Genomic DNA, 19039 nt, shown 5'->3' with positions numbered 1-19039 from the left:
ATCTTACTTCATGTTTGTTAGCATTTCGCGAATACGCTTGTAATCGCCTGAAGAAACTAGTGAAGACTTACGTAAGTGACGCTTAGCCTTCGTAGATTTGTTAGCAAATAGGTGACTTGTGTAAGCACGGCCACGTTTTAATTTACCAGATCCAGTTCTTTTGAAACGTTTCGCGGAACCGCGGTGAGTTTTCATTTTTGGCATGTTCTGTTCCTCCTAAATTGTTCGTGTTACTGTTACTGTTTCTCGGCAAGTGGGGCAAGTATTAAGAACATGCTCCGACCTTCCATTTTGGGTTTAACTTCAACAGTTGCTACTTCTTTGCAAGCTTCTGCAAAGCGATCAAGTACTCGTTGGCCAATTTCTTTATGCGTAATCGCACGACCGCGGAAACGAATCGAAGCTTTCACCTTATCCCCATTTTCAAGGAACTTGATTCCGTTACGAAGTTTCGTTTGGAAATCATGCTCATCAATTGTAGGGCTAAGTCGAACTTCTTTTACGTTGATGATCTTTTGGTTCTTACGTACTTCACGCTCTTTCTTTTGCTGTTCGAACTTGAACTTTCCATGGTCCATAACACGAGCTACTGGGGGCTTCGCTTGTGGAGCAACAAGAACTAAGTCCAGGTTTGCTTGAGCAGCAATTTCTAAAGCTTCATTACGTGTTTTGATACCGAGTTGTTCGCCGTTGTGATCGATTAATCGCAACTCACGTGCTCTGATACCATCATTTACGTACATGTCTTTGCTAATAGTAATCCACCTCCGAATATTGTCTCGTGAATACACGTTTTGGTATATCGGAAATTCCGATTTAAAGTCCCATAGGTCTATCCATTTTACAAAATAAAAAAAGTAGACAAATATGATTTGTCTACCCGCGTAAGTATACTATGCTCGTACGCATAGTTATAAACTTATTGTGCTAACCTGGCAACAACTTCATTGCGTCGATCAGGTGAGAAGCGGGTAGCCTCTTCTTATACCACAAACTGTATTCAGTTAACCTTATTAATAATAACATCTTTAGTATCAAGTGTCAATAACTCTGCAAATCTCATTGTCGGATGCACAGGTTATGTTTGAATTAATTCAACTTTTAAAGTATAGCGTATTATAAATGGGATTGCAACTACTTTTTTCAGCATTTTTGAAAAGCCAAATGAAAACAGCTTTAAATCCACTTTGACGCATGTTTTTGGCTTCTCCCATGAAACTAGCCAGGAAGATCTTCCTGGCTGTCTCTTTGCTACGCTGACTGTTTGTATGAAGCCTTTAGAAGTGGGAAGACTCGATTTTAAAAAACGGATCTACGTTACTTACTTCTTTCTATTAGTCTTTCTTCACGTCTTTTTTAATTAACTCAAGGAACGCGTCGAATGACATGCTTTCAGAATTTTGTTCACCGTATTTACGAACATTGACTTCGCCGGCTTCCATTTCACGATCTCCTAGAACAAGCATATAAGGAACCTTTTGTACTTGTGCTTCACGGATCTTATAACCAATCTTCTCGTCTCGGCTGTCCACATCTACTCGGAACCCAGCCATTATCAGTTTCTCTTTTACGTCCTCTGCATAATCAAAGTGAACGTCGGGTGATACTGGGATAAGTTCTACCTGAATTGGTGCTAACCATGTTGGGAAAGCTCCTTTGTATTCTTCAATTAAGAAGGCAACAAATCGTTCCATTGTTGACACAACGCCTCTATGGATTACGACTGGACGATGTTGCTTGCCGTCTTCTCCGATATACGTAAGGTCGAAGCGCTCAGGTAATAAGAAGTCCAGTTGTGCAGTGGAAAGTGTTTCTTCCATTCCAATCGCTGTTTTTACTTGTACATCCAATTTTGGACCGTAGAATGCTGCCTCGCCTTCTTCTTCTGTATACGGAAGCCCCATCTCATCCATCGCTTCTTTTAACATAGCTTGTGCGCGTTCCCACATTTCATCGTCATCAAAGTATTTCGTTGTATCTTCAGGATCGCGATATGATAGACGGAATGAATAATCTTTAATATTGAAGTCTTTGTACACTTCGATGATCAACATGACGACACGTTTAAACTCTTCTTTAATCTGATCAGGCCGCACGAAGATATGCGCATCGTTCAATGTCATTCCACGTACGCGCTGAAGACCGGAAAGCGCTCCGGACATTTCATAGCGGTGCATAGTGCCGAGTTCTGCCAAACGAAGAGGCAAGTTACGGTACGAATGAATCCCATTTTTGTAAATCATCATGTGATGAGGGCAGTTCATTGGACGTAAAACCAGATCTTCGTTGTCCATGCTCATTGTTGGGAACATGCCATCTTGATAGTGATCCCAGTGACCTGACGTTTTGTAGAGCTCTACACTTCCAAGTACCGGAGTATAGACGTGCTGATAGCCTAGTCTTTCTTCTTTATCCACAATATAACGCTCTACTACGCGTCGAATTGTAGCGCCTTTTGGCAACCAGAGTGGAAGACCTTGTCCAACTTTTTGTGAATTCGTAAAGAGATTCAGTTCTTTACCGATTTTACGGTGATCTCGTTCTTTCGCTTCTTCGAGCATACGCAAGTGTTCTTTTAGCTCGTCTTTTTTGAAGAAAGCTGTTCCGTAAATACGTTGAAGCATTTTGTTATCAGAGTTCCCTCTCCAATAAGCGCCGGCAATGCTTAACAATTTAAATTCTTTTAGTTTACCTGTAGACGGGACGTGGATACCACGGCATAAGTCGAAAAATTCACCTTGTTCATAGATTGACACTTGTTGATCTTCAGGAATCGCTTCAAGAAGTTCCAATTTGTATTCATCGTCAATTTCTTTAAAGCGCTTTTCGGCTTCTGCACGCGATACATCGTGACGAATGATCGGCAAGTTTTCGCCAATGATGCGTTTCATTTCTTTTTCTAATTCAGGTAGATCTTCTGCTGTGATGGGTGTAGGTGAATCGATATCATAATAGAACCCATTTTCGATAGTAGGACCTATTCCAAGTTTCGCATCCGGGAATTTGCGTTTGACGGCTTGTGCTAAAAGGTGAGCCGTACTATGGCGCAGAATTTCCAATGCTTCATCTGAAGTTGGAGTAATGATACTAATATCTCCATCTGCATGGATTGGTGATTTCAAATCGATCAGCTGATCTCCGATTTTCCCTGCCAATGCGCTTTTACGCAATCCAGGACTGATGGAGCCTGCAATTTCTTCTGTAGTAACACCGTCTTCAAATTCTTTTACTGCTCCATCTGGAAATGTTAAATGAATATTTTCTGGCATGTGTATGACTCCCTTTCTTTTTTTGAACGCAAAAAAGCCTCATCCCTAAAGGGACGAGGCTTGAGCTCGTGGTTCCACCCTTCTTCCTTCCATTCGCAAAAACGCGAAAAGACCGAAGCTTTCGATCGGCTAACGGGCCGTTACCGTCATCAGCTACTCAATTTCACTGATGCTGCTCGGAGGTGGTAAATTTATCTTCTGCCTACAAGGGTTTCAGCCATGCCCCTGTTCTCTGGAAAGGTGAAAAAATAAATTATTGTCCTCTTCGATGCATTGTAATATGTTATGAATGTTGAACTGTGTAATAGTATAGAAAAGTCTGAGCGTAATTGCAAGTATAATTTAGTAATTCTTTCAACAAAACCATTTTATAATGAAAGATTAATCTCGCCAGTTCTCCCCGCCCAGTTTGAATGGCTGGCTGACCATGCGGATTCTCTCCATAATTCGTGCAGCTTTAATCGGCTCTTTTTCCCCGCGCTGACTCGTTGTCAGATGATGTTCTAATTCATTATAATCAAAATTGGATGTGAAGAATACAGGTAACTTTTCCGCCATACGGTACTGCAAAATCGTGCCTAGCACTTCATCGCGTGTCCACGTTGACATCGTTTCTGCTCCTATATCATCCAGCATCAAGACAGGAGCCCTTTTTACAAACTCAATTTTTTCGTCCAATGTTTGGTTTTGGATAGATTGCTTCATTTCACGCAGAAACTCCGGCACATATACTACAACAGTCTGTATACGTCTAGTTGCCAGTTCATTCGCCAACGCACCTAAAATGAATGATTTTCCAATACCGAAGTTACCGAATAAATAGAAGCCTCTTTCAGGGACTTTACCGGTAGATTCAATTTGATTCAAGAAGTCTTTCGCGGCGCGCATTACGATCACGCGACTATCTTCAGAGAGGAAGTTCACGTCAGACAGGCGCGCTTCCATCACTTCTTTAGGCATGTACATACTGTTCACCATTTTCGAGATGTTTCTACGTTCATCTTCCAACTGCTTAGTTGGACAGACTACGTAATCAATATCAATAAGGCGCTGTGAGATGACTAATTTCGGCTCAAAGCCTTTCATGACATTAATACATCCATCGAGATTCGGACAGCGCTCACATGCGTGAGAAGCCGTTGTGAATTCATATAATTTACCTAGACTGCGGTTGACCACTTCTGTATTGACTTCATCGGAATGATCGCTAATAAATTTTTGTACAGCCGGGTCTTCCATCACTTCCGTTCGAAGCTCGTCGTATTTCTGGGCTAATGAAGGAGCATTCACTACGCGTTTCATCGCATCCCCAATTCGTTCCATGTTATTTCACCTCTGATTCTTGAATCCCCAATTCTTTCAATAACTTCTGGCGTTCTTCTTCCACATTGAAGTCATCAGGCTTTTCGGATTTCTTATTCTTTTTATCGCGCTTGGAAAACCATTCTGGAACTTTTTCTTCCCGGGTTGGCTTTCGACTTCTCGGTGTCGACTGCTTCCCTTCTTTAAGCCATTTCATGTATTGATCATGTTCTTCCCTTGATAACTTCAAAGCTGTTTTAGCATCATTTACTTGTTTATTCGCCCAATGGGAAGCAATGCGTTCCACAAAACTACTAGTGATTTTTCCATCATTACGTAGCATGACATATTGTAGCAAGACATTGACGACACCCACTGGGAATTTATGCAGATTGATTAATCGTTCAGCAAGCTGAATATCTACAAGGAATGGTTCTTTTTTACTTACTTTACGTAACATCTCTTTTGGTGGTGTATGTTCCAAATAAAATAGCAATTCTTCGTCACGACTCATATTTTCTTTAGGCTCTTCGTCGACTACCGGTTGTGTAAACACCGACTGTAATTTTGGTGGTTGCTTTGATGTATTCATCTTATAAAACTCCGCAGCCGCCTTACGAACTTTTTCTTCTGTCAGCTGATGGTTTTCGTCCATTGCAATCATCACGACTTTTTGCATATCAAGCGGACTGAGTGAATACAAGAAAGCTAGCATCGCGATCATTTCTTGAGAAATAGAGCGCAAAGAAGCTTTAGGAATCATTTGATCGGATAGTCCGTTATAAAATAAATCAAAATTAAAATTCAATACGTAAAACGGTATGCCAGGAGGCTCACTTTTCCCTTGAAATTGCATACCTGCAGTCAATTCCATCGCCTGATCGCCTCTTGCTGGTTTATAGACATCTAAAAACGTCCGTGATATATCTTGATACTCATCTTTTGCAATAGGTTTCTCTAAAAACCGGTCACGCAACTGACGATAGGGCTGCTCTCCGATTTTACTGAATAAAAATGTAGACAAAAGCGGATCGTTGAAGAAAGAAGATGCATCGAGCGGCGGTAATAGCTCGTATAGGAAAGACCGCTTATCTATTTCTTGTTTTTTCTTATACGTACGTAATAATCCAATAGCTTCCAATGAAATCCTCGCTTCAAAAATGGATTGAAGTGGGAAAGAAGACATATTCATCAAATAATAGTGGGTATGTTCTTGCGGTTCCTTGCTTTCCGCATCTGTCCAAAGAGTCATAAACAGACTGATCGCCTCGGGACCGATAAGTGGCTGATAAAATAGCGTTAGCATCTGCCGATCATACGCAGAAAAAGGATGTGCTAACTTTACTTCGAAGGAATCGACAGGCTGCAACTCGGTATAAAGCATTTAAACAATCGCCTCCCCTTCTAGATCAACAACTTACTCTTGTTCATCTTTCCTGTTTTGCAATTGTTGCAACTCGTCTATAAAGATGGTGATGTCTTTGTAGTGGCGGTAGACAGACGCAAATCGTACATATGCCACTTCATCCACATCCACTAATCGTTCCATCACCATTTCTCCTACTTGTTCGGAATCTATTTCGACATTTCCTGAGCTTCTTAGTTCTTTTTCGATAGAAGCCACGATATCTTTTAATTGTTCGATCGGTACCGCACGTTTTTCACAAGCACGAATTAATCCTCTCAGCAACTTTTCACTGCTGAATTCTTCTCGCGTCTTATCTTTCTTTACGACAACTAACGGAGAATGCTCTACTTTTTCAAAAGTCGTGAAACGAAAACTACATTTTTCGCATTCACGTCTTCGTCGAATGGAGCGGTTTTCTTCCGCAGGCCGTGAATCTATTACACGTGTACCGTTGTAGTGACAAGCTGGACATAACATAGTTAGTTCCTCCGCATTTCATTAGTACTTTTCATTATAACAGAAACTATCCATACAACAACAAACGGACACAGAAAAGCACTTCATCCCATAAGATGAAGTGCCAATTCGTTCATTAAGAAGTTACTTTGTCCGTTAATGCAGAAGCGACTTTTTTCGCCAATTGCACAACACGTGCTGAATAACCCCATTCATTATCATACCAAGCAAGCACTTTGATTTTACGATCGCCCATGACGATAGTAGAAAGGCCGTCAAGTGTTGCGGATTCTGTTGTCGTATTGAAATCGATCGATACAAGAGGCTCTGTAGTAAAGCGAAGAATGCCTTTCATCGGGCCTTCTGCTGCTTTACGGAACGCGTTGTTCACTTCTTCAACCGTTACATCTTTTTCTACGTCCACTACCAAGTCCACAAGGGATACATTCGGTGTCGGAATACGCAATGCCAAACCATGAATCTTTCCTTCAAGCTCAGGGAGTACAAGAGACAAAGCTTTTGCAGCACCTGTTGAAGTAGGAATGATGGACTCTCCGCAAGAACGCGCGCGACGCAAGTCTTTATGGGGATTGTCCAGGTTCTTCTGATCATTCGTATATGCATGGACAGTTGTCATTAAGCCATTTACAATACCGAATTCATCATTCAATACTTTTGCAACTGGCGCTAAACAATTTGTCGTACAACTAGCATTAGAAATTACACTTTGTTTAGTAACGTCTAATTTGTCGTCATTCACGCCGATCACAACGGTTACGTCTTCATTTTTACCTGGTGCTGTTAAAATTACTTTCTTTGCACCGGATTCCAAATGAAGTGCTGCTTTGTCACGTGAGTTGAATACACCTGTTGATTCTATAACGATATCTACACCAAGTTCTTTCCAAGGTAATTTCGAAGGGTCACGCTCAGAAATTAACTGTACACGTTTGCCGTCGATAATGATCGCGTTTTCTTCCGCTACGATTTCACCATCGAAAACTCCGTGTGTTGAGTCATATTTCAAGAGATGTGCAATCGTTTCAGCTGGATATGTCGCATTGACAGCAACTAGATTCACATCATCTTCTTTAATAATCTGGCGGAATACCATCCGTCCAATACGGCCGAGTCCGTTAATTGCAATTTTTGTAGTCATTAAAGGGATCCTCCTGCATGTATGTTATACTTTATATCTTTAATCGTTCATTAGTATAACACATTTTATCATTATGCCAACACTATTACACAATAAATTTACAAATTAATTCCCTCTATCATTTATCTCGGCACAGCTTGCCAGTTTTCAAGGATTGCATCCAACTGCTTTTCGGTTTCTTCCAATGTATCGTTGTTATAAATAACCGCGTCAGCGCCCTGTTCTTTGATATTCAGATCTAACTGGGACGCGATTCTGGCAGCCGCTTCTTGTTCTGTCCATTCATTGCGAGCCATCAGTCTCTGCTTTTGAATTTGCTTCGTGACCGACACGACGACGATCTTCTCCACATACTCCTGAAGTTTACTTTCAAAAAGTAATGGGATGTCCATAATGACGGTTTGATAGCCTTGTGTAACGTAGTCTTCTCTCTGACTGATCATTCGTCCTCTAATTGCAGGATGCATCAATTCATTTAACTGTCGCCGTTTCACTTCATCGCCAAAAATAATGGCGCCAAGCTGTTCGCGATTTAGTGTACCATCTTCACGTACTACTTCTTCACCGAATGTCTGTTGAATTTTATCAAGTAATGGGCTGCCTGGCTCAACAACTTCCCTCGCGATTACATCCGCATCGACAATAGGGTAACCTTTTTCACGCAACATGTTGGCTACCGTACTTTTCCCGCTTGCAATACTTCCCGTCAATCCGATAATCATGTGCACCACTCCTTATTTTTGGCATGCTGGACAATAGACAGATGTTCTGCCTGCAATCTGCTTACTTTTAGTCGGTGTATCGCATGCTACACATGTTTTTTTACCGTACATATGCAGTCGATCCTGCATCGTTCCCGCGTTGCCGTTCACTGAACGATAATCAGATATTGTACTGCCTCCTGCGTCGATACTTTCTTGCAAAACACGTACAATCTCATCAAACAATAAAATTTTACGCTTCTTGCTAATTCGTTCTGCTGTACGACCCGGATGTATTTTCATATGAAACAGTGCTTCTGTAGCGTAAATATTGCCGCATCCTGAAATGACTTTTCCATCCATGATCACTTCTTTGATAGGTTTTCTTTTATACTTCGGAGTTTCTGCCATCGATAAAAAATGGTCTAGCGCTTCATCGGAAAAAGGTTCGGGTGCCATTTCTAATAAAGGGGGAAAATCTCCTTCCGCCTGTAGTAGACGCATTTCGCCGAATCTTCGTATATCCGAGTAGACGAGTAATCCGCCATCTTCCATTTCTAAAAAGACATGTGCATGTTTCCGAAACTTCTCTTCTGTAATTTCATCAGGAGAGTTTACGACAAACCATGCACCCGTCATGCCAAGATGGCTGACGAGTAAGTATGGTTCATTTCCTTTCAATAAATGAAAATAAATATATTTACTGCGACGTACAATTTTCTCGATTTGCATGTGCTCCATACCGTGAAGAAAGTCGTCCACAGATTTTCCTTTAATAATCGTTTCTTTTCCAGCAGTTTTAGAAATAACCACGGTATCCGATACAGAAAGTCGTTTAACCGTCCGCCCTTCCACGAGCGGTGCAAGATCGCGCACCACTCCTTCTACTTCCGGTAATTCTGGCATATATATCACTCACTTTGTTTCGTACCAAGACTTGCCATAATTCCAATCGACTTTCAACGGAACGTCGAGTTGAATCGTTTGTTCCATGACTTCCGGCACGATTTCTTTTAATTTCTCCAGCTCTTCCATTGGCGCTTCAAAGATCAATTCATCATGCACTTGTAGTAACATACGCGCTTGCATATTTTCTTTTTCAAGTCTGGCATCCATATCGATCATCGCTTGTTTAATGATGTCTGCCGCCGTTCCTTGAATCGGTGTATTCATCGCTGTACGTTCCGCGAAACCTCGCAAGTTGAAATTCGAACTCGTGATATCCGGCAAATAACGTCTACGTTTTAATAGTGTCGTGACATAGCCTTTTAGCTTGGCATCCGTAATACTGTCATCCATATACTGTTTGACGCCTGGGAAGCTTGCTAAATACGTATCGATGAATGTCGCTGCTTCTTTCCGGTTAATATTTAAACTCTGTGATAATCCATAATCACTGATGCCGTAGACGATACCAAAGTTGACAGCTTTTGCTGCGCGTCGCATATTGCTATCGACGTCCTCTTCCTTGACACCAAACACGTCCATTGCCGTTTTAGTATGAATGTCCGCACCTTGGCGGAATGCTTCAATTAATTTTTCATCTTGCGAAATATGTGCAAGTACACGCAACTCAATCTGTGAATAGTCGGCCGCAAACATAATCCATTCTGTTTCAGATGGAACGAAAGCTGCGCGTATTTTGCGCCCTTCTTCCAAACGAATCGGGATATTTTGCAAGTTCGGATTGATCGAGCTCAATCTCCCAGTCTGTGTTAAAGCCTGCTGGAATCTTGTATGAATCTTTCCATCTTCATGAATTTCTTTTGTCAGCCCTTCAATATAGGTTGAGTTTAATTTACCGAGCTGTCTGTATAGTAAAATATGTTGAATGATTTCATGTTCGCTTTCGAGCTTCTCTAGCACATCCGCAGCTGTCGAGTAGCCCGTCTTCGTTTTCTTGATAGGCGTCAAACCGATTTTTTCAAATAAAATGACACCAAGCTGTTTAGGCGAATTAATATTGAATTTCTCGCCAGCCATTTCATAAATCGTCTTCTCAATTATCGCCAGACGTTCAGATAATTGCTCACCAATCGTTCTCAGCACACCTACGTCCGTTTTCACACCCGTTACTTCCATTTTCCCAAGTATCTTCGCTAACGGTAATTCCAGGTCATGGAATAAATCTTGCTGTTCATTGTCCGCTAATTGTTTTGTGACGACTGGATATAACTCCCACACCGCATGCGCTTTTCTCGCAGTATGGTTGGCAAGTTGTTCCAATTGCGGCACAGTTCGTTTAGCCCCTTTACCGTAGACCACTTCATCACTTTCCACACCATGATAGCCAAACGACCGTGCAATTTCGGAGACTTCATTTGTCGAGAAGGAGGGATTGACGATGTACGCCGCCAGCATGAGATCGAATTCTGCACCATTTAGTTCCATTCCAAGTCGTGCAATCGCTGCATACGCTGATTTAGAATCCGAAACATATTTACATGTTGTCTGGTCTGCCATCCAGTTTCTAAAGAGATCAGATGAAGTCGCTAATTCAGTAGAAATGAAATACGTATCGGTGTCATTCGATAAACCAATACCTAAAATATCTTGAGATAAATAATTATCCCCATCGATCTCGACGTGCAAAGACATCGTGTCCGTCAGCATTTCTGAAGTAATCTCTTCCACGGTATGAACATTGATTTCTTCAAGTGGTTGAACCTCGACCAATACATCCATCTTTTCAAGCAATGATTTAAATTGTAATTCTTTATATAGTTGTATAACTTCTTCTTCATTTCGTCCGATAAAATCCATATCATCCAATGACACCGTAATCGGTGCGTGAACTTCAATCGTCGCGAGTTCTTTACTCATGAATGCTTGGTCTTTATTATTCACGAGGTTCTCTTTCATTTTCTTAGCGGTGATTTGCTCTATCGATTCATAGACATTTTCTACAGAGCCGTATTCCTTCAACAATTTGATGGCAGTTTTTTCGCCAATCCCAGGTACGCCTGGAATATTATCGGACGCGTCGCCCATCAAACCTTTCATGTCGATGATCTGCAATGGTGCAAGTCCATATTTTTCCTCGATATGCGCGGGTGTGTATTTTTCAAGATCGGTGATGCCTTTTCTTGTAATACATACCGTCGTCTGATCATTCGCCAGTTGCGTTAAATCTTTATCTCCTGAAATGATAACGACTTCCGCTTCTGCATCACTGCACTCTCTGCTTAATGTTCCGATAATGTCATCCGCTTCATATAAATCAAGTTCATACTGCGTGATGCCGAAAGCTTCAATTAGTTTACGAATATACGGGAACTGTTCCGAAAGCTCGGGTGGTGTTTTTTGACGTCCACCTTTGTATTCTGTATACGTACTATGACGGAATGTGGTTTTACCTGCATCCCATGCTACGATTACGTGCGTTGGTTTTTCATTCGCTAAGATGGTCTCTAACATCATCGTAAAGCCGTATACCGCGTTGGTATGCACACCTTTTTCATTCGTTAATAAAGGTAAAGCAAAAAATGCACGATAGGCTAAGCTATTTCCATCCAATAAGACGACTTTCTTTTTCGTCAAAATCCATCCCACTCCTTCATGTTCGTCACTATAAAAAAACGTCATTTTCATCTAGTTTACCACGTTTGGCAACTCGAATGAAAATGACGCACTTATAATTACTCGATATTGCCGGTTAATAGCTTGGCATATGGAGAATCTGCTGGAAGGATGATCATCGTTTCGTCATTCACGACTTTCGTATAGGACTGAAGTGTTCTATACAGTTTGTAGAATTCAGGATCTTTTGCATATACATCGTTGTAGATTTTTGCAGCTTCGGCTTCACCTTGCGCAGTGACGATCGCTGCTTCTTTTTTCGCTTTCGCCAACATTTCCTGAACTTCACGATCTGTTTCCGCTTCAATCTTCTGCTTCGCTGCATCACCCTCTGAAAGATACGATTGTGCAGTCGAATCACGCTCTGAAATCATTCGTGTATAAATAGATTGTTCGTTTTCTTCAGGTAAATCAATACGTTTCATCCGGACATCTACCACTTTGATACCATAATTCCCATCGTCCAAAAACTTATTGACTTTGGCCGTCACATCATCATTCAAGCTTCCGCGAGAAGAATCTTCATCATTGACAACATTGACGTAATCGAGACGTCCCATTTCATTACGGACTACAGAATAAATGAATTCTTCCATTCTAGCTTCCGCATTGACAATATTACGCGCGTTGGAAATCATTTTAGCGGGATCTGTAATATGCCATATTGCATAGTTATCAATGATGATCCGTTTCTTGTCTTTTGTATTGATTTCCGCTTCTGACACGTTAGACGTCATTCGATTTTTCGGCAACGTACTGACACTTTGAATGAATGGTATTTTCATATTCATACCAGGCTTTTCGATAATTCGTGTAATCTCACCGAACTGACGGACGACTCGGTACTCATTTTCTTTGACGATAAATAAGTTGGATAACAGAATGACAAGAATCGCAAAAACTACTGTTAGCGAGATAATGAGTTTTGTGTACTTTTTCATATCTAACGCTTTTTTCGGTCGCATCTGCGTCACTTTAGGATCTGATTCCGGTGCCGATTTCTGTGCAGTTCTTTTTTGATCGGTTTCCCCCATCTTCTTGAGGGCCTCTTCTATCTTCTTGAAAGGGTTTTGTTCGTTACTCATGAAGCTTTCCCTCCTTTTTCAGCTGACTTATCCTTTTCTTCCGTTACTGGCGGCTGATCTTTTTGCAGCTGTTGGAGCGGTAAATACTTCATCGTTTCTCCGCTGTCGTTCATGATATAAAGATTTGCTTTAGGTAACACTTGCTCTAGTGTCTCAATGATCAAGCGCTCGCGAGTGATATCTTTACTTTTTGCATATTCATTATACAAATCACTGAATACCGCTACGTCACCACGCGCTTGTTCGATACGTGCCGTCTTTTTTCCTTGCGCTTGGGATTTGATTGCGTCACGTTCACCAATCGCTTCTTTTGTCCTTTGGTTTTCGTACTTTTTCGCTTCGTTAATTTTCGTGTTTTTCGTTTCACGCGCATCTGTTACAGCAGTAAATGCTGCACGGACTTCTGCGTTTGGTAATTCCACGTCTTGCAACTTCACGCCTTGTACTGCTATACCAATATCATATTTTTCTACTAAACTAGTTAATAATTCACGGGTCTTTGCTTCGATTTCCGCTTTTCCATCCGTTAGTGCCGCATCGATTGTGGAACTACCGATGACTGAACGAATAGAGGCAGATGCCGCATCCCTCAAGATTTCAATAGGGTCTTCTGCATTGAATAGATACTTCTTCGGATCCACAATCCGCCACTGCACTGTCAGATCGGTCAGAACGATGTATTCATCCCCTGTAATCATCTTCGTTTCCTTATCCACGATTTCACCTGACTTGTCTTGCTTGTAACCGAAATGAATACTGTACGTTTCCTTTGATACGATTTCTGTCTTCTGAATCGGCCAAGGCAATTTAAAATGTAGACCTGATTCCGTCACAGGTGCGCCAGCTTGACCGAATGAAATGACGACAGCTTGTTCAGATTCGTCTACTGTGTACCACGTAGTAAAGACGATCAATAAAAGTAATAACCCGGTGATAAACAAACCTAGAGTCACCAGAATTCTTTTTGTGCTCATTTCTGTTCCCCCTTTTCTATGTATGACTACTGTACGGAACAGTAGTCGAGTAAGTTTCATTTTTCTATACTACATTTGTTCATCGGTAGGTAGTTGAACACGGAAAACAGTGCCGACACCCACTTCACTGTCCACTGTGACAGTCCCTTGATGCGCTTCAGCGATGTGTTTCACAATCGCAAGACCAAGTCCTGTACCACCTGATTCCCTGCTTCTCGCACGATCTACGCGGTAAAAACGTTCAAATAGACGCGGCAGCTCTGAAGGCATGATGCCAATCCCTTGATCGCGGACTGTGATTAACACATTTTCTTCTATTTCTTCTACAGAAACTGTTACAATCGTTTTCTCTTGCGAGTAAGCGATGGCATTATTCAATAAGTTCACCATGACTTGCACTAAACGATCATGATCTGCAGGGATGATGAATTGGTCTGGCATATGCAAATCAATTCGCATATCTTTTTCCTGCACTTTTGCTTGAACGATTTTGACGGATTGCTCCACTACTTCTACCACATCAACAGGGGTTCGCGTAATTTCAAAACTGCCACGTTCCATGCTGGACAATCGCAATAAATCTTCAATCAATAATTGCAGACGATTACTTTCTTTATACATAATCTCTAGGAAATCTCGCTTCATCACAGGATCTTCCACTACACCGTCAAGCAACATTTCTGAAAAACCTTTAATCGACGTAACAGGTGTTTTTAATTCATGGGACACATTCGCCACGAAATCTTTACGTACTTGCTCTAGACGAACCAGCTCTGTCACGTCATGCATGATAATAACGATTCCAAGCCAGTTACCATTTTCACCGATGACAGGTGCTCCGTATACTTCTAAATAACAAACGCCTTCTTTAAGTAAAACTTTGGATTGAAATGAACGTACTTCCTCCGTTAAAAATATCGTTTCTATTTCTCTTTCAATATCTGATGGCAAACCAATATCTTTAAATGTTTTTCCCATTAACTCTTCACCATTGCGATGGAATGTTTCTTCAAACACACGGTTGACTAAGTTGACTGCCCCTTGTCTACCAAACATCAATAGACTGCTACCAATGCTACTGACTAATGTATTTAAACGCTCTTGTTCCATTGCGCGTAGTGCAGCGTTTCCTTGTAATTTCTGCGCGACTTCATTGATGGAACTCATCAGTTGGTGATTGGTTGCAGTGTCTTCATTATGCGCTCGTACCAAATAATTGCCTTGCGCTAATTGATGGATAACACCTGTAAAGTGATCAATTGGCCGGACATATTGCTGAAGGATTTTTGCCATAACAAACATCGTAATAACAAATACTAAAACGAGTGTAAACAGTAAGTAGACCCAATAGGTTTGTTGTATAGTCGCGTCCACATTTTCTCCAAACAAATGAAAAAATTGTCCTAAGATAATTCCTAGCACAATTAATAAAATGGATAAAATGATGGCTGATGCAGTTAAAATTCTTGTGTAATAATACTTCATCTAGTTTTGCTCCCCGAACTTGTAACCGACGCCTCTCATCGTTTTAATATAGCGCGGTTTCCTCGTATTTTCTTCGATTTTATCGCGCAGATGGCTAACATGTACATCCACAATTCTAGAATCTCCCGCAAACTCGTAATTCCAGACCGCTTGTAACAACTGATCTCGAGAGAACACCCGATTCGGATGCTTCATGAAATAAACAAGCAACTCAAATTCTTTCGGTGTGAATTCTAGCGGCTTTTCATCCAAATACACTTCCAAGCGTTCCGGATACACTGTCAGCTGCCCTGCAACCAATTTCTTTTCCTTCATAGGGTTGCGCTCACCTGTACGCCTAAGAACTGCACGAACTCTTGCCGCCACTTCACGAGGACTAAAAGGCTTGGTCATATAATCATCGGCACCCATTTCTAGCCCTACGATTTTATCCATCTCTTCTCCTTTAGCAGTCAACATGATGATCGGCGTTTCAATATTCTCTTTTCTCAGCATACGGCAAACTTCTATTCCGTCTATTTTAGGCAACATTAAATCTAGAAGAATCAAATCAGGGTGTTCATCTAATACTTTTTCCACGGCTTCTTCTCCATCATTCGCGAGTACGGTTATATAACCCGCTTGTTGCAATGTGAATTCAAGTAGTTTTTGTATTGACTGTTCATCTTCCACAATCAAAATCTTTTGCTGTTTAATTCCCATCCGCGGATTCCTTTGTTTGCATGAGTTTGGCAGGAAGCTTTTGTGGAGCGATGACCACTACTTCTCCACTCATAATTCGTTCGCCTTCTTGATCGGTTGCATCTACTTGGATGGTTACTTGGTTTGACTGCACTTCAAGTTTTGTAACTTCGAGAACGAATTCAACTATCGAGTAATGATAGACTGGTTTAGGAAAATGTAGTTGTTGATTGATTATATGTGCTCCTGGTCCCGGCATATGTTTCGAAATAGCGGCTGTCACGATACCCGTCAACATAATGGGTGGAACGATCGGCTGTCCGTATATCGTCTCCGCTGCATAATCATGTTGTAAATATAACGGATTGGCATCGTTCGTCAATCCTAGGTATAGCATCAAATCTTTATCTTCTATTTTCTCGGTCAAGTGTAACCTCTCGCCTATTTCTAACTCTGCTATATCTTTCCCTATCAATTTCCGTCTACTTTTCAACAAACAAACCCCTCCTATATTTCTAAAGTCATCCATAAAAAAGCTGAAAATTACTTCAATAATTAAATTATAACAATCCACCCATGAAAAATCGAGTTAACAAGAAAAAAGATCGGACCGCTAGATAGCTGTCCGATCTTCAACCTATAAATTTACGCTAGAACACTCATGACTGTACGTACAGAATCAGCGGACTTTTGAAGCGCCATTTTCTCATCGTCAGTTAATTCAAGTTCTATGATCTTTTCAATACCGTCCGCGCCTAACACCGTAGGAACACCTAAATAAATACCATTCATTCCGTATTCGCCTTCTAGAAATGCAATAGATGGTAATACACGTTTTTGGTCTTTCAAAATCGCTTCTGTCATTTCCACCAATGCAGCAGCCGGCGCATAATATGCGGAACCATTGCCTAATAGATTGACGATTTCAGCGCCACCTTTACGTGTACGTTCTACAATTTCTTCCAGACGACCTGTAGAGATCAAGTTTTCTAGAGGTACACCGCCAGCAGTCGAATAACGAACTAGAGGCACCATATCGTCTCCATGGCCACCTAAAACGAATCCGGTTACATCTTTCACTGATAGATTCAATTCTTGTGCGACAAACGTCCGGAAACGAGCTGTATCCAGTACACCCGATTGACCGATTACACGTTCTTTAGGGAATCCGGATGCTTTGTATACAGTATACGTCATGGCATCCACTGGATTCGTTAGAACGATAATCTTCGTATCAGGAGAATACTTTACAATTTCAGCTGTTACTGACTTCATGACTTTTTGATTTGTCTGTACTAAGTCGTCACGGCTCATTCCAGGTTTACGCGCAATACCCGCAGTAATGACCACTACATCCGAATCTTTTGTATCCTCGTAATTGGATGTACCGATGATGTTGGCATCAAACCCTTGAACCGGACCAGCTTCCAACATGTCCAATGCTTTGCCTTTCGTTGGATTTTCCATTGCTGGAATATCCACGATGACGACATCACATAATTCTTTTTGAGCTAAAAGGAATGCAGTTGTTGCTCCAGTAAAACCAGATCCGATAACCGATACTTTTTTACGCTTCAATGACATGTAAAACTCTCCTTTTTCAGAACAAGATAGTAGAAAGAGGGGGATTCTCATCCCCCTCTTTTGTCATGCTTATAGGTTTTTGATTAGTGCGTCAGCAAATCCAGAAGTGCTTACTTCTTCTGCATTGTCCATTAGACGTGCGAAGTCGTATGTCACTACTTTAGATGCGATAGACTTTTCGATAGAAGCAGTGATTAGATCAGCCGCCTCGTTCCAACCAATATGTTGAAGCATCATAACACCTGAAAGCAATACAGATGAAGGGTTAACTTTATCCAATCCTGCATATTTCGGTGCTGTACCATGAGTTGCTTCAAAGATCGCATGTCCAGACTCGTAGTTAATGTTCGCTCCTGGTGCGATTCCGATTCCGCCTACTTGTGCAGCAAGCGCGTCAGAAACGTAGTCACCGTTCAAGTTCATTGTAGCTACTACGTCAAACTCTTTTGGACGTGTTAGGATTTGTTGCAAGAAGATATCAGCAATTGCATCTTTTACGATGATTTTGCCTGCAGCTTCTGCATCAGATTGTGCTTTATTAGCAGCATCTGTTCCGTCAGCGTCTTTAATACGGTCATATTCTCTCCATGTGAATACTTTGTCGCCGAATTCTTCTTCAGCCAACTCGTATGCCCAGTTCGCGAATGCGCCTTCTGTGAACTTCATGATGTTTCCTTTGTGTACAATCGTCAAAGATTTACGACCTTCTTCAATCGTATAGTTCAATGCTGAACGAACAAGACGCTTTGTACCTTCTTCAGAAATTGGTTTGATACCAAGTCCGGAAGTTTCAGGGAAACGAATATTTTTAACACCTAACTCGGTTTGAAGGAAGTTAATTAATTTTTTCACTTCGTCAGAACCTTCTTGGTACTCAATACCTGCATAGATGTCCTCTGTGTTTTCACGGAAAATAACCATGTCACAATCCTCAGGACGTTTCACGGGTGATGGTACTCCTTGGAAATAACGAACCGGACGCAAGCAAGTGTATAGATCAAGTTCTTGACGTAGTGCTACGTTCAATGAACGGAATCCTCCACCGATTGGTGTAGTAAGTGGTCCTTTAATCGCAATTAGATATTCTTTAATTGTGTCAAGAGTTTCTTTTGGAAGCCAGTCACCAGTTTCGTTGAATGCCTTTTCTCCTGCAAGAACTTCTAACCAATTAATCTTCTTTTTTCCGTCATAAGCTTTTTCAACAGCTGCTTCAATAACACGTGAAGCTGCATGCCAAATATCCGGACCTGTGCCGTCACCTATAATGAAAGGAATCGTTGCGTGATCTGGGACGTTTAAAACACCGTTAGTTACTGTAATCTTTCCTTCGTTAGCCATTATTGATATCCTCCTGAG

General features: G+C 41.3%; 17 protein-coding genes and 1 other annotated feature. All 17 genes read right to left on the bottom strand.

Annotation, left to right across the window (positions count from 1 at the left end; translation table 11 throughout):
• Window positions 1–3 precede the first annotated feature (3 nt).
• The 17 genes from rpmI to icd all read right to left on the bottom strand — a co-directional run bounded on the left by rpmI (window position 4) and on the right by icd (window position 19021).
• A complete protein-coding gene (gene rpmI / locus CSV70_RS05015; protein ID WP_085131191.1) occupies window positions 4–204 on the bottom strand; it encodes a 50S ribosomal protein L35 in 201 nt (66 codons plus the stop codon).
• 32 nt (window positions 205–236) lie between these two features.
• Complete coding sequence (gene infC / locus CSV70_RS05010) at window positions 237–743, bottom strand: translation initiation factor IF-3 (RefSeq protein WP_143560400.1); 507 nt, start codon at window positions 741–743, stop codon at window positions 237–239.
• A 591-nt stretch (window positions 744–1334) separates the two neighbouring features.
• Window positions 1335–3269 carry a threonine--tRNA ligase gene (gene thrS, locus CSV70_RS05005; protein ID WP_099626788.1) on the bottom strand — a complete coding sequence of 645 codons (1935 nt, stop codon included), beginning with the start codon at window positions 3267–3269 and terminating at the stop codon, window positions 1335–1337.
• A gap of 46 nt (window positions 3270–3315) precedes the next feature.
• Window positions 3316–3547: a binding site (T-box leader), on the bottom strand.
• Between the two features lie 103 nt (window positions 3548–3650).
• Window positions 3651–4592, bottom strand: a complete 942-nt coding sequence (dnaI, locus tag CSV70_RS05000) for a primosomal protein DnaI (RefSeq protein ID WP_099628348.1) — start codon at window positions 4590–4592, stop codon at window positions 3651–3653.
• Between the two features lies 1 nt (window position 4593).
• Window positions 4594–5955 carry a replication initiation and membrane attachment family protein gene (locus tag CSV70_RS04995; protein ID WP_099628347.1) on the bottom strand — a complete coding sequence of 454 codons (1362 nt, stop codon included), beginning with the start codon at window positions 5953–5955 and terminating at the stop codon, window positions 4594–4596.
• A 33-nt stretch (window positions 5956–5988) separates the two neighbouring features.
• Window positions 5989–6456 (bottom strand): transcriptional regulator NrdR, encoded by a 468-nt coding sequence (nrdR, locus tag CSV70_RS04990; RefSeq protein WP_085131196.1) that lies wholly within the window; start codon window positions 6454–6456, stop codon window positions 5989–5991.
• Window positions 6457–6571: 115 nt separating this feature from the next.
• The gene (locus CSV70_RS04985) at window positions 6572–7594 is read right to left on the bottom strand and encodes a glyceraldehyde-3-phosphate dehydrogenase (protein ID WP_085131197.1); all 1023 of its coding nucleotides are present in this window, start codon (window positions 7592–7594) and stop codon (window positions 6572–6574) included.
• A gap of 122 nt (window positions 7595–7716) precedes the next feature.
• Window positions 7717–8316, bottom strand: coding sequence for a dephospho-CoA kinase (gene coaE, locus CSV70_RS04980; protein ID WP_099628346.1), 600 nt, complete (start codon window positions 8314–8316; stop codon window positions 7717–7719).
• 12 nt (window positions 8317–8328) lie between these two features.
• Window positions 8329–9201 carry a bifunctional DNA-formamidopyrimidine glycosylase/DNA-(apurinic or apyrimidinic site) lyase gene (gene mutM / locus CSV70_RS04975; RefSeq protein WP_099628345.1) on the bottom strand — a complete coding sequence of 291 codons (873 nt, stop codon included), beginning with the start codon at window positions 9199–9201 and terminating at the stop codon, window positions 8329–8331.
• Between the two features lie 9 nt (window positions 9202–9210).
• The gene (gene polA / locus CSV70_RS04970; protein ID WP_099628412.1) at window positions 9211–11835 is read right to left on the bottom strand and encodes a DNA polymerase I; all 2625 of its coding nucleotides are present in this window, start codon (window positions 11833–11835) and stop codon (window positions 9211–9213) included.
• 98 nt (window positions 11836–11933) lie between these two features.
• Window positions 11934–12959, bottom strand: a complete 1026-nt coding sequence (gene hflC, locus CSV70_RS04965) for a protease modulator HflC (RefSeq protein ID WP_099628344.1) — start codon at window positions 12957–12959, stop codon at window positions 11934–11936.
• Window positions 12956–13933, bottom strand: coding sequence for an FtsH protease activity modulator HflK (hflK, locus tag CSV70_RS04960; RefSeq protein ID WP_085131201.1), 978 nt, complete (start codon window positions 13931–13933; stop codon window positions 12956–12958). Before hflK ends, hflC begins: the two co-directional genes overlap by 4 nt.
• Before the next feature lie 69 nt (window positions 13934–14002).
• Window positions 14003–15418: a two-component system histidine kinase PnpS gene (gene pnpS / locus CSV70_RS04955; protein WP_099628343.1), complete on the bottom strand. Its 1416-nt coding sequence runs from the start codon at window positions 15416–15418 to the stop codon at window positions 14003–14005.
• Entirely contained in the window at window positions 15419–16120 is a 702-nt protein-coding gene (locus CSV70_RS04950) for a response regulator transcription factor (RefSeq protein ID WP_085131203.1), read from the bottom strand.
• A complete protein-coding gene (locus CSV70_RS04945; protein ID WP_099628342.1) occupies window positions 16110–16595 on the bottom strand; it encodes a MaoC/PaaZ C-terminal domain-containing protein in 486 nt (161 codons plus the stop codon). The genes CSV70_RS04950 and CSV70_RS04945 overlap by 11 nt, the downstream gene beginning before the upstream one ends.
• A 149-nt stretch (window positions 16596–16744) precedes the next feature.
• On the bottom strand, window positions 16745–17683 hold the full coding sequence (mdh, locus tag CSV70_RS04940) for a malate dehydrogenase (protein WP_085131205.1): 939 nt from the start codon (window positions 17681–17683) through the stop codon (window positions 16745–16747).
• 69 nt (window positions 17684–17752) lie between these two features.
• Entirely contained in the window at window positions 17753–19021 is a 1269-nt protein-coding gene (icd, locus tag CSV70_RS04935) for an NADP-dependent isocitrate dehydrogenase (protein ID WP_085131206.1), read from the bottom strand.
• Window positions 19022–19039 lie beyond the last annotated feature (18 nt).

The sequence above is a fragment of the Sporosarcina sp. P25 genome (genome assembly GCF_002743235.1).
GTDB classification, from domain to species: domain Bacteria; phylum Bacillota; class Bacilli; order Bacillales_A; family Planococcaceae; genus Sporosarcina; species Sporosarcina ureae_B.
Note: the sequence above shows the minus strand (reverse complement) of the source record. Positions and strands in the feature narration are given on the sequence as shown.